An 11,276-nucleotide genomic window follows, 5' to 3' on the forward strand; every position below is an offset into this window, starting at 1 on the left:
AGCCTTGCCGGGCTTACGCTTTGGTCCCTTGATATCGTGGGTCAGCAGCTCGCCGCGCCCAATAAGGAAATTGGTTTGGCTCATGTGTCAGGCTTCCCCTTCGAGGTTTTTTTCGCTGCAGGCGGCTGCTCGTTCGTGTACTTCCGGATGGTGTCGCGACTCACGCCGGTGATATCAGAGACAGTGTGCTGCGACAGACGGGTCTGCTTCGCCAGCAGCACAGCCAGATCGATGCGGGCCTGTCGGTCCAGGACGAGCGCGCGCGATTTAATGAACTCTTCAATGAGATCGGCATCCGAGGCCGTGCCCAGCGCCACCGCACGGCGGAAACGCTGAAGATCCCGTTCAATGTCGCTGAACGACTCGCCGTCGAATGCAAAGGTCAGAATGTCGATCCAGCGGCCGAACAGCGCGTAGTCCGGACCGAGAAAGCGTTTGATCGCTGCCTTGACAGCCGACATCTCCGGCGCCTTGAACGCAATCACCAGATCGAAGCGACGCCACAACGCAGGGTCGATGAGTTCAGAGTGGTTGGTGGCGGCAAGCAACAGTCCAGTGGCTGGCCATTCATCGACCTCTTGCAAAATGACGGTAACTAGGCGCTTCAGTTCGCCGATATCGGTATCGTCACTGCGGCGCTTGGCGATGGCATCGATCTCATCCAGCAGCAGCACGCACGGACTGCGTTTCGCGAAGTCGAGCGCAGCACGCAGATTGGTCCCACTTCGGCCGAGCAGGCTGCTCATGACAGCAGTCAGATCCAGCACGTACAGCGGCACACCCAGTTGCGAGGCAAGCCAGCGCGCGGTCAATGTCTTACCGACGCCGGGGGGCCCTACGAAGATGGCGGAACGCGTTGGGCTCAACCCCATCGACGCCAGGCGTTCCGTTTGACGACGTTCCTGGATCAATTGGCTCAACGTTTCTTCAAGATCGACCGACAGCAATGGCTGCTCGCGATCGGGCGTGTCCTTGAAAACCTTCAACAGTGACAACCGCGACTCGTCATCCACCGGCAATGCATGCGCAGGCATCGCGGGCTGCGGGACCTTGCGCGTGGGCGCGCTCGTTCGAGGCAACTTCGCGCGCAGGTAGAGGTCCATCTGCTCCGCCAGCTCCGGGTCGGTGTTCCGGTACTTCCGAACGAGCCTAGCCACGAACAGGCGCACGTCCTCAGTCTGCTCGGCAAGCGCCAGTCGAACGACCTGGGCTAAATCAGATTGCGCTTCGTTCATTTCGTCCAACATTCCAATAACTCATTGATTTTTAAGTGTTTTTTAAAATTTAAAATGGACTATTTTATTGTCTCACGTTTTTACCGGGTTGTGAAGGGCACGGATTGGCCGGAGGGCACAGACAGCCGCAACGATCGGAAATGCCCCCGCCTGGCCGCCCGCGCTTCGGCGGGTCAGCGTCCCGGCGCCGGGCTCGCGAGGCGCTGCCCTGTGCCGCATCGCGAGCCGCAGCCATTCGGCTTTCATCCCTGACGCTTTCGCCGCTCCCAGGCCTGCGTGCTGCGTTTGCCTCCCGGGGATCGGCCGGCAGCCCCGCCCACCGAGCACCGCCCCCTACAAGACCGCCGAACAGGCAGAGCGCAAAGGCAAACGCAAGACCCACGAAGAGCTTGAGGCGGAACGTGCGAGTCTGGCGACTCATATGCTGAATCTCGCGCAGGAGCACATTGCGAGAAGCTTCTTACGGGCCCAGGCGGCAGAAATCACCCACTAGCGCCGGCGCTCCACAAGCAACAATGCGGGCGCACGCGCTGCACGCGCTGCACGCGTCAGGGCAGAGGGCAGAGGGCAGAGGGAAAATTTCGCCTGGATCAGCCCCCTGTTCATGGACACACAGGCGAGGAGGCGCGCCGTGAATGAGGCTACTGTCGATGCCATCCGGAGATGATCATTCCCAGGCTCGACCAACCGTTACAAGAGAGCAGCGTATTCCATCGCGTTCTTGCTGCAGTCTTGGATTGGTGGGATCGACAAGACCAAGCGTTAACATGCCGCCGCGTTGCCTTCATCAACTCACGTGGAATCTCACAAGCCCCAAAAAGCGAGCCGGCGGAATGGAAATTCACCTTATGGAAGGCAGCCAAGTAGAGGCAATCGGACCAGGGCAGCAACGTTGCTCTTGAACGGCGCGAAGAGATATCGATAGGGCTCGACGTTGTTGGCCTTGGCCAAAAACTGGACTAATTGATCTGAGAGCCGGAAGATCCAACCGTGGTCGAAGAAAGCTTCGACAGCAGTGCGGCGCGGCAGACATCCAGAATTTCATCGGCAAGCGGCGAGTCGTCGGGACACGCCCGCGACAGCACGATTGCGCCGATTGCCTGCGCAATGACCTCGATCCGCCTAGCGCGCGCGTCGCCTCCCCGATCGGTTTCCCCCGGCGTGTCGAATTGGTTTGCCGGGTTCGCCAGCAAGCTTTCAGCGCCGGCCGCAAAAGCGGTCTTGATCGACTCTGGCTGACGCGCAGCGTCTCCGCATAGCGCGGCCATCGTGCAACCTTCACCCCGAGCGTTGCGATGCTCACGGGACAGGTAGTACTTGACGAACTCGATCGCATCGACGCCTTCGGCTTTGGCGGCCGTCTGCGCAAAGCCACAGGTCGCCGCTTCCGCCATCAGGTCGGCCTTGGACCCGAAGTGCTTGTAGAACCCGCCGTGGGTGAAGCCTGCGACCGCCATCAAGTCCGCAATCCCCACCCCGTCGTAGCCGCGTTGGCGAAACAGCGTAGAGGCCGTCTCGACGATGTGCGCCCGGTTCGCCTGCACCTGCGCTTTGGTGACCTTCATGTCCAGGAGCTCTCTAGATGTGCCATCAGTGAAGTCACGAATATACATTGATGTCAATCGCCATCAAACGCCTTGACAATAAAGATGATGATCGACATCATTATCGCGACTTACTTTCGAAGGCCTTCGTATATGAGCGATACCTACCTGACTGTCCCCACCCGCTTCGGTGAAGTGGATGACGACAAATTCGCCCGTCGCTGTTGGCGCACGCGGTGCCACCCAGGGCTGCATCGACTATTCGGCCCTCGCTGATTCCAGCTTCCGATAGCCGTTTTCCCATGTTGCATGTCGCGGCATGGACTCACCTTTCGATCAGGAGAAAACACATGACTTCCCATTCCACTGTCCTCATCACCGGCGCCTCTACCGGCATTGGAGCCGTCTACGCCGACCGCTTCGCACGCCGCGGCCACGACCTTGTGCTGGTGGCACGCGACAAGGCGCGCCTGGAAGCGCTTGCTGCGCGCCTGCGCGAGGAAACCGGCGTTGCCGTCGATATCCTTGCGGCCGACCTGACCCAGCCTGATGATCTGGCCGCAGTCGAGGCGCGCCTGCGCGAAGACGCCAAGATCGAAACCCTGATTAACAACGCCGGCGCTGCGTTGTTCGGCTCGTTCATCGACCAATCGACAGACGATGTCGCTCGCCTGATCACCCTCAACATCACCGCGCTGGCCAGGCTGGCCAGCGCCATCGCCCCGCGCCTGGTGCAAGCGGACAAAGGCGCGATCGTCAACATCGGTTCGGTGGTCGGCCTGGCGCCCGAGTTTGGCGCATCGGTCTACGGCGCGACCAAGGCCTTCGTGCTGTTCCTGTCCCAGGGGCTGAGCCTGGAGCTCGCGCCCAAGGGTGTCTACGTGCAGGCGGTGTTGCCTGCTGGAACCCGTACCGAGATTTGGGAGCGCGCGGGCATCGATATCAGTGCAATGCCTGATCTGATGGGGGTGGAAGAGTTGGTGGATGCCGCGCTAGTCGGCTTCGACCGCCGCGAGCTCGTGACCATCCCGCCGCTGCACGATGCCGCGCGCTGGGAGGTGCTGAACGCGGCACGTCAGACCCTGGTCGTGGGCATCCAGCAGGCGCATGTGGCAGAGCGCTATCGAACTACGGCTTGAAGCGCCGAACCCAAACATCTGCAGCAGATTCTCCCTGACTCGGGACACGGCAACTCGTGACTCGTAGCTCGCAACTAGCGCAGCGTGGCCCACGATGTTTCTCAATGCCCGAGCCTTGAACCCATACTTTTCCAAGCGTTCCCCCGAAGGAATCACCCCTAACGGGTCGGAGCCGATCGACGTGCCATTCACCCGAGGACTCTCCATGACGAACACCTTACCGCTGCTGCTACCCGGCCTCATGAACGATGCGCGCGTGTGGGATCCCATTCGGCAAGCGCTGCCGATCGGGCGCGATGTGGTTGTTTCGCCGACCCACGCGGCAGACACCATCGAGGCCCAGGCCGCCTCGGCGCTCGCCGCCATGCCGGACGGAAGCTTCGCTGTGGCGGGCTTCTCCTTGGGCGGCTATGTGGCGCTCGAGGTGTGCCGGCAAGCCGGCCACAGGATCGCGGGCCTTGCCTTGCTCGATACCGGTACGCGCGCCGATTCGCAGGAGGCCACACAGAACCGGCAAAGAATGGTGGCGGCGCTGAGTTCGGGCGGCGCGAGCTTCGCGCAAGTGGTCGAGAGCTTCACGCCGCGCGTGCCGCACCCGGCGCATACGCAGGACAAGGCGCTGCTAGACCTGCTCGCCGACATGGCACGGCAGGTCGGCAGCGAGGGTTTCGCGCGGCAGCAGAAGGCCGCGATGCACCGGCGCGACGCGCGCGAGCGTTTCAAGGGCCGGCGCTGGTCCTGTGTGGCCGCGAGGACCAGATCACGCCCCCTGAACTGAGCGAGGAGATCGCGAGCCTGTTGCCCGGCAACGCCGAACTCATCGTGGTGCCGCAGTGCGGCCATATGTCGACGCTGGAGCAGCCCGCGGCGGTCGCCGAAGCCTTCGTGCGAAAGCTCGCGCGCGTCGACGCTGCCGCGCCGTCAGTGCGCTGCGACTGAGAGCTCCGCCCGCGTTGCGCCGTCCGCCGGCTCTATTCGCTCACCGCTCACCGGCACGTACTTCGAATATACGCCCGCCACGGTGAACGGCAATCCGCCGCATGACCGCCTTCTGCAAGACGCGACAGCGAATCGCGGCCGGCCCAGTTCGACTAATGCCCGCGGTCGATGCCTTGATCGCTTTCGTGGGCAGCACGACAGGCCGCACGATCGTCCTGAACAACTGCTACATCCTCCAAGGCACAGCAACTCAGGCGATGTGATAAGCAACACCCTCAGGCACACCGGCGCGCTGGGAGTGAAGATCAGTCGGTGCCGACCATCACACTCGATGCCTTGATCACCGCATAGGCGGAGCCGCCTTTGGTGAGGTTGAGCGATTGCGCGGAGCTGCTGGTGATGGTCGAGACGACCTGCACGCTGGGCGCGATCTCCAGCGTGCCTTCGGTCGTCACGGAACCGCGGACCATGGAGATGACCTTGCCGGCCACGACTCAAGCAACGGTTAACCACTGAACCGACCAACTGCCCACGCGAGGGGTCAAGGTCGCCTTCTCTCTTGGATGCCACCGCCGTCGCCGCTTCAAGGCCGATGCGGAACGCGAGCCGAAGCACGATCCCCAAACAGCCGACCAGAAAAATCGCAACCGAGTGGACGGTGTCGTGCAAGACGTCACAGCACTTTTCTGGGAAATTGTGTATGATCCCCATCATGCGAAAGTCTAAGCGCACCGACAGAATGACAGCCAAGGAGGCCTCACACGAGCGTATCGTGTCCGCCGCCGCGCGTGCGATCCGGCGCAGTGGCTACGACGGAACTGGAGTCGCCGACATCATGAAAGAAGCCGGCCTGACCCATGGCGCCTTCTATGCTCACTTCGCCTCGCGCGAGGCCATGCTGGCGGAAGCTGCGGGGCGGGCCTGTGCGGAAGCGGCAGCCGTAGCGGCTGACGCGGCCGCCAGCATGCCCCCAGAACAGGCTTTGACTTATATGCTCCAAGCCTATCTCTCGCGAGAAAATCTGGCGCAAATAGAACAGGGTTGTCCCCTGGCCGCCCTGGGCTCGGAAACCGTGCGCCAAGCGCCCGAAGTCCGGCGTGTGACCACCCGGTACATCAAGGAAATGGTCGATCTTGTTGCCCGACAGTCGCCGGATTGGGGCCAAGCAGGTGCCCACGAACGTGCCCTCGTGACCGTCGCCACCATGGTTGGCACTTTGCTACTGGCCCGCGTTGTTGACGAGCCCGCGCTATCCGACAACCTGCGCGAGTCTGCTTTGAAGCACCTGCCCATCACTTAACACCTAACGCGACGTAAAGCCGTCGATTTCCGCTCGCCATAAAATATGATGAGCATCATTCGAAAATCTACAGCGAAGGAAAATCAGGATGAACGCGAAGAACAAGGTGGCCCTCGTGACGGGGGCCTCATCTGGCATCGGCGAAGCCATCGCGCAGCAGCTGTCGAAGGCTGGTTACAAGGCATACGGCACCAGCCGGCGCGGTGGCCAGGCGGGCCAACGAGCGTTCGAGATGCTGCCCCTGGACGTGACTCAGGACGCGTCGGTCGATGCTGTGGTCCGGCAACTGTTCCAGTTGGAGGGCCGCATCGATCTGCTGGTTAACAACGCCGGCTTCGGAGTCGCTCCAGCCGGCGCGGAAGAGAGTTCGATTGCGCAGGCCCAGGCCATCTTCGATACCAACTTCTTCGGCATGGTGCGGATGATCCGGTCCGTCGTACCGCATATGCGTCACCAGGGGAGCGGTCGCATCATCAACATCGGCTCCGTGGTGGGGTTCCTGCCCGCGCCTTATATGGCGCTGTACTCCGCGACCAAGCACGCGGTCGCCGGCTATTCGGAATCGCTGGATCATGAACTGCGTACGCAGGGCATTCGCGTCTCTGTGGTGGAGCCCCCCTACGTCAAGACACCGTTCGAAGCGAATTTGGTGCAGCCCGATACACCTTTGGACATGTACCGCGAAATTCGCGTGGGCATGGAGCAACGGCTCCGGGAGGGAATCGCTGGCGCAGACAGCCCCGAGGTGGTGGCCGCCATCGTGTTGAAGGCGGCCACGACCGCGCAGCCCAAGACCCACTACGCCCCTGGCATGGCCAGCCGCCTGCGCCTGCTGCGCAGATTTGCGCCCGCCAGCATGCTGGACTCTGGCTTGCGCAAAGACCTTCGGCTCGACGCGTAGGCGGCGACCGTTGTTGGCCGGGCGCGCCGACGTGCGCCTCGGACATCACTAAGCCGATTCTTGGCCGGGCTGTGCATGGGGCCGGCATGTGCGTCGCGTCAATGCTCGCAAGCGCGCCCAAACGCTTCTGACGTTTAACGAGCGATTTGAAGCGAGGTCCTGAACGTGCCCCGCAAAATTTAGAACTCCGAGAAAAAATAGCTCCAGCTTCATTAGAACGAATTTGCGATCTCTGTTGCGCGTGAAAATGGATATGCCCGATACCGCGAGCTCGTCCTCGCCGCGAACGCAGCGCCATTGAACCTCGACCGAGACCGATCTGACGACGCGGGTCTCATCCATGTTGTCACGGATGGAGAACGGACACGTCTAGGCTCCGTCGAAACGCTGTCGCGTTTGATCGGCTGTTCTCGGGGGAGGTGCTCGATGTCCTGTGAGTCAGGTTCTCGGCTTACTGGAGGCGCACCAGAGCCAGCCGTCCAGGACGTTGCGCTGCTCACCGATGCCCAAAGTCGCGACCCCTCTCTGCCTGACTCGGCTGCACGCGAGGGGGTACAAAGGGGATAGAAAGAGCAAACGGGCCGCGAAGGCCCGTTCTTCTTAGAGATTGGCGGAGTGGACGAACTCGAACCCGCGCCCCCCGGGTGTGACAGACAGATGGTCGCCGACCTAGATCATCTGAAACGCTTCCAACTCGCCAAAACCAGTGCACACGCGCTGCACACGGACGCCCCTAAGTAGTTGATTTATCTCGGGTTTCCGATTTATCCATCATGGGAGCGACTGAAAGGCGCATCGTGTCGTAAGCGGTGGATTCCATCGGGTGGGTGCTGGTTGTCACTGAATTTTTCGGCTCAGTGCTTGCACGTATCGCCACGGGGAAAAACTGATCTCGATTGCCTGGGTGCCGCGGCAGTGCTGCAGGACCCCTGCATTTTCCACCAAGACGCTTGCACCCTGCAGGCGGGATGTTCCTCTCCTCCTGCACGCGCCCCGCGACGGCAGCGGAGAAAGCGCCAGCTCAACCCGCCGTGTGGGTGCGCTGCGAGAACCAGGCGAACAGCTCGCCGGCAGGCAGCGGATGCGAGAACAGAAAGCCCTGCAGCTCGTCGCATCCCATCGCAAGCAGGATGTCGCGCTGCGCCTCGTTCTCGACGCCCTCGGCCACCACGGTCAAGCCCAGCGCATGGGCCAGGCGGATGACGGCGTCGATCACGGCCCGCGCGTCTTCCTTGGTCTGCAGGTCCTGCACGAAGCTGCGATCGATCTTCACCTGGCGCGCGGCAGCTTGCGCAGGTGGCTCAGGCTGGAATAGCCGGTGCCGAAGTCATCGATCGACAGGAACACGCCGATCCGCGCCAGCCCCTCAAAGGTACGCTGCGTCGCCTTGATGTCTTCCATGGCGACCGACTCGGTGATCTCGCACAGCAGCAGCGATGCCGGAATGTCGTGCCGGGCCAGCGCCTGCTCGACGCGCGCGACAAAGTCGACCTCGCGCAGCTGCATGACCGACAGGTTCACCGCCACGCACATCCAGGTGCCCTGGGCCCGCCATTGCGCGATCTGGCGGCAGGCCTCGTCGAGGATCCAGTCGCCCAGGCGCACGATGAGGCCGAAGCGCTCGGCCAGTCCGATGAACTCGGTGGGGCCGATCAGGCCGTGTTGCGGATGGTTCCAGCGCACCAGCGCCTCCACGCCGCTGAGGCTGTCGCCCGCGCCGTTGATCTTGGGCTGGTAGTACAGCTCGAACTGCTTGAGCTCCACGGCCCGGCGCAGGTCGCTTTGCAACTGCAGCTGCTTGGCGGCGTCGGCGCCCATGTGCGGCTCGAACATCACGTAGTTGCCGCCGCCCGCGCGCTTGGCCTCGTACATGGCCGCGTCGGCGTTGGCCACGAGCTTGTCGGGCTCGCCCTGCTCCGGGTGCAGCACGATGCCGATGGAGCACGCGATCTGCAGTTGCTTGCCCAGCACGTTGAAAGGCTCGCTCAGCGCGCGCAGCACGCGGTTGGCGGCTTCCGCGCATTCGGCCCGGTCGCGCACGCCTTCGAGCAGCAGCAGAAACTCGTCGCCGCCGATGCGCGCCACTGTGTCGCTCTCGCGCGTGGTGCGGGCCAGCCGCTCGGCGGCCATGCACAGGATCTGGTCGCCGGCCGCGTGCCCGAACGAATCGTTGATCGGCTTGAAGCCGTCGAGGTCGACGAACAGAACCGCAATGCGCTCCTCGACCTGCAGGTGGTTGGCGCGGTCCATGCGCGCCAGCGCGTGCCGCAGCCGGTCTTCGAACAGCACGCGGTTGGGCAGTCCGGTCAGCGCGTCGGTGAAGGCGCGCTTTTGCAGCTCCTGGTTGGCCTGCGTGAGTTCGGCGTTCGCATCTTCGAGCGAGCGCGACAGGCGCTTGGCCACCAGTTGCAGCCGCGACTCGAGGATCGATGTGAAGAGCGTGCCGAACAGCAGCAGCCCCGCGGCGATGGCGACGATGGCGGTGAGCCCCGAGCCATACAGCGCGCCGGAACTGAGGCAGACCGAGTCGGCCGGAAAGTTCGCCGCCGCCATGCCCGTGTAGTGCATGCCGCAGATCGCGATGCCCATGACCACCGCGGCCAGCAACTGGAAGGCCACGCGGTGCGTGTTGTGCACGCCGCCCAGGAACTTGAAGATGAACAGCGCCGCGGCCGAGGCAGCCAGCCCGATCAGCAGCGACAGCAGCACGATCGGCATGCGCCAGACGATGGGCGGCGCCATGTCGAGTGCGGCCATGCCGATATAGTGCATGCCGCAGATGCCGGCCGCCATGGCCAGCGACGCCATGGCGACGCGGCGCAGCCCGTAGTTCGCCTCGCTGGCCACCCACAGCGCAACGCCCGAGGCCGTGACGCCGGCCACCCACGAGATCAGCGTCAGCCGGCCCGAGAAGCCGAGCGAAATCGGCAGCGAGAAACCCAGCATGCCGACGAAATGCATCGACCAGATGCCCGTGCCCATGGCCAGCGAGCCCAGGGCCCCCCACAGCAGGTGCGGCCGGCCGCTGGCATGCCGCACGCGGCGCGACAGGTCCAGCGCCACATAGGAAGCAAGGGTTGCGAGAAGCAGCGACGCGGCAACGACCCACAGGTTGTGGTGCGACGGAAGAAAGACGGGGACGTTGTTCACTGTGCAGAGGCCATTCGAGTCCGTCTGGCGGACGGCGCGCCGGACAGGCACTCGTTCTCAGGCAAAAAGCCAGCCATCGGAAGACAGCTGGCTTCGATATTCCGCAGCGGGTTGCCGCAGGACGCGCAGGGTTCCAGACCATGCCTCCTGCCGCCCCCACCAGGGACATACATGCGCGATGCCACCACCAGAGCGGATCAGTGCGATGAGTCTGCCACAGTTTCTTTTGCAGACCGCGCGTGCAGTGCGCCCGCAAGCTCAGGCGCGCGCCGCGGCCCGGGCCTCGTTGCGCAGGTCGCGAATCTGGTCGTGGTTGCGCTGCGCGGCCATGGCCTGCGACTGCACGACCTGTCGCACGTCCCGCGGCAGCAGCGCCTTCATGGCCTTGCGATAGCGCGCCACCGCGGCGTCCTCGCCGCGCTCGCACGCTTCGAGAATGGAGAGTTCGCTGTTCGCGCCCACGGCGCCCTTCACATGCACCCAGCCGCGGTGCAAGGCCCCGGCGGCGGTGCCGCCGTCGGCCGGCTTGCCGCCGTAGGACGCCACCAGCTGCGCCAGTTGCGCGGCCGCTTCGCGGCATTGGGCTGCGCGCACCGCGAACACTTCCTTCAGTCGCGCCGACTTCACCTCTTCGGCACAGGTGCGAAAGCCCGCTTCGCCGTCGCGCGAGTTCTCGATCAGGTCGTTCAGCACGTCCACCACGTCGTCGTTCGACATCGGATCGCCCTCGGGAAACGCCATGTCTTCCTCCCGCATGTAGAGCCGGTCGGCGCGCTCCCATGCGGCGTGCGTGGCCGGGCGCGCGCGGTCCCAGGTGAGCGACGAGGCGCCGCGCTGCTGCTCCCACTCGCGGGCCAGCGTCGGCTCGACGGCCGCGAACCCGTCATCGCTCGTGGCGCGCCGGCTCCAGCCGAGTTCGTAGGCCGGCGCATAGTGCTCGTAGCCCAGGCCCGGCTCGTAGTAGGGCTCGCGCGTGAACGTGCCCTCCCAGTGGCTGTGCTCCGCCGTGGGGTTGACGCGCTCCGCGACCGCCTTGCCGCCCAGGCCGCCGACCACGGCACCCACGAG

General features: G+C 63.8%; 12 protein-coding genes. 6 read left to right on the top strand and 6 right to left on the bottom strand.

The window, feature by feature from the left end; all coding sequences use genetic code 11:
* Window positions 1-80: 80 nt before the first annotated feature.
* Window positions 81-1,235, bottom strand: coding sequence for an AAA family ATPase (locus BMG07_RS14160; RefSeq protein WP_269758950.1), 1,155 nt, complete (start codon window positions 1,233-1,235; stop codon window positions 81-83).
* Between the two features lie 959 nt (window positions 1,236-2,194).
* Window positions 2,195-2,800 (bottom strand): TetR/AcrR family transcriptional regulator, encoded by a 606-nt coding sequence (locus tag BMG07_RS14165; protein ID WP_198085104.1) that lies wholly within the window; start codon window positions 2,798-2,800, stop codon window positions 2,195-2,197.
* Window positions 2,801-3,129: 329 nt separating this feature from the next.
* Here BMG07_RS14165 and BMG07_RS14170 point away from each other — a divergent pair, with 329 nt between their 5' ends.
* The 4 genes from BMG07_RS14170 to BMG07_RS14185 all read left to right on the top strand — a co-directional run bounded on the left by BMG07_RS14170 (window position 3,130) and on the right by BMG07_RS14185 (window position 5,120).
* The gene (locus BMG07_RS14170) at window positions 3,130-3,918 is read left to right on the top strand and encodes an SDR family oxidoreductase (protein ID WP_198085105.1); all 789 of its coding nucleotides are present in this window, start codon (window positions 3,130-3,132) and stop codon (window positions 3,916-3,918) included.
* A 205-nt stretch (window positions 3,919-4,123) separates the two neighbouring features.
* Window positions 4,124-4,696, top strand: coding sequence for an alpha/beta fold hydrolase (locus BMG07_RS14175; protein ID WP_198085106.1), 573 nt, complete (start codon window positions 4,124-4,126; stop codon window positions 4,694-4,696).
* Window positions 4,678-4,857: an alpha/beta fold hydrolase gene (locus BMG07_RS14180; protein ID WP_374221278.1), complete on the top strand. Its 180-nt coding sequence runs from the start codon at window positions 4,678-4,680 to the stop codon at window positions 4,855-4,857. The genes BMG07_RS14175 and BMG07_RS14180 overlap by 19 nt, the downstream gene beginning before the upstream one ends.
* Window positions 4,858-4,958: 101 nt before the next feature.
* A complete protein-coding gene (locus tag BMG07_RS14185; RefSeq protein ID WP_198085107.1) occupies window positions 4,959-5,120 on the top strand; it encodes a hypothetical protein in 162 nt (53 codons plus the stop codon).
* Window positions 5,121-5,162: 42 nt separating this feature from the next.
* On the opposite strand, the gene BMG07_RS14190 is transcribed toward BMG07_RS14185, so the two are convergent.
* Window positions 5,163-5,348 (bottom strand): TOBE domain-containing protein, encoded by a 186-nt coding sequence (locus tag BMG07_RS14190; protein WP_307866956.1) that lies wholly within the window; start codon window positions 5,346-5,348, stop codon window positions 5,163-5,165.
* A gap of 209 nt (window positions 5,349-5,557) precedes the next feature.
* On the opposite strand from BMG07_RS14190, the gene BMG07_RS14195 reads away from it, so the two are divergent.
* Both BMG07_RS14195 and BMG07_RS14200 read left to right on the top strand, forming a co-directional pair.
* Window positions 5,558-6,157 carry a TetR/AcrR family transcriptional regulator gene (locus BMG07_RS14195; protein ID WP_198085109.1) on the top strand — a complete coding sequence of 200 codons (600 nt, stop codon included), beginning with the start codon at window positions 5,558-5,560 and terminating at the stop codon, window positions 6,155-6,157.
* Between the two features lie 88 nt (window positions 6,158-6,245).
* On the top strand, window positions 6,246-7,058 hold the full coding sequence (locus tag BMG07_RS14200; protein ID WP_198085110.1) for an oxidoreductase: 813 nt from the start codon (window positions 6,246-6,248) through the stop codon (window positions 7,056-7,058).
* Window positions 7,059-8,079: 1,021 nt separating this feature from the next.
* On the opposite strand, the gene BMG07_RS44070 is transcribed toward BMG07_RS14200, so the two are convergent.
* The 3 genes from BMG07_RS44070 to BMG07_RS14210 all read right to left on the bottom strand — a co-directional run.
* Window positions 8,080-8,331 (bottom strand): EAL domain-containing protein, encoded by a 252-nt coding sequence (locus tag BMG07_RS44070; RefSeq protein WP_307866957.1) that lies wholly within the window; start codon window positions 8,329-8,331, stop codon window positions 8,080-8,082.
* Entirely contained in the window at window positions 8,328-10,208 is a 1,881-nt protein-coding gene (locus BMG07_RS14205) for a diguanylate cyclase domain-containing protein (RefSeq protein ID WP_307866958.1), read from the bottom strand. The genes BMG07_RS44070 and BMG07_RS14205 overlap by 4 nt, the downstream gene beginning before the upstream one ends.
* A 258-nt stretch (window positions 10,209-10,466) precedes the next feature.
* Window positions 10,467-11,276: PA2169 family four-helix-bundle protein (locus BMG07_RS14210; RefSeq protein ID WP_198085111.1), on the bottom strand; the 810-nt coding region annotated here is incomplete at its 5' end.

This window comes from Variovorax sp. E3 (assembly GCF_016082275.1).
Classification (GTDB): domain Bacteria; phylum Pseudomonadota; class Gammaproteobacteria; order Burkholderiales; family Burkholderiaceae_C; genus Variovorax.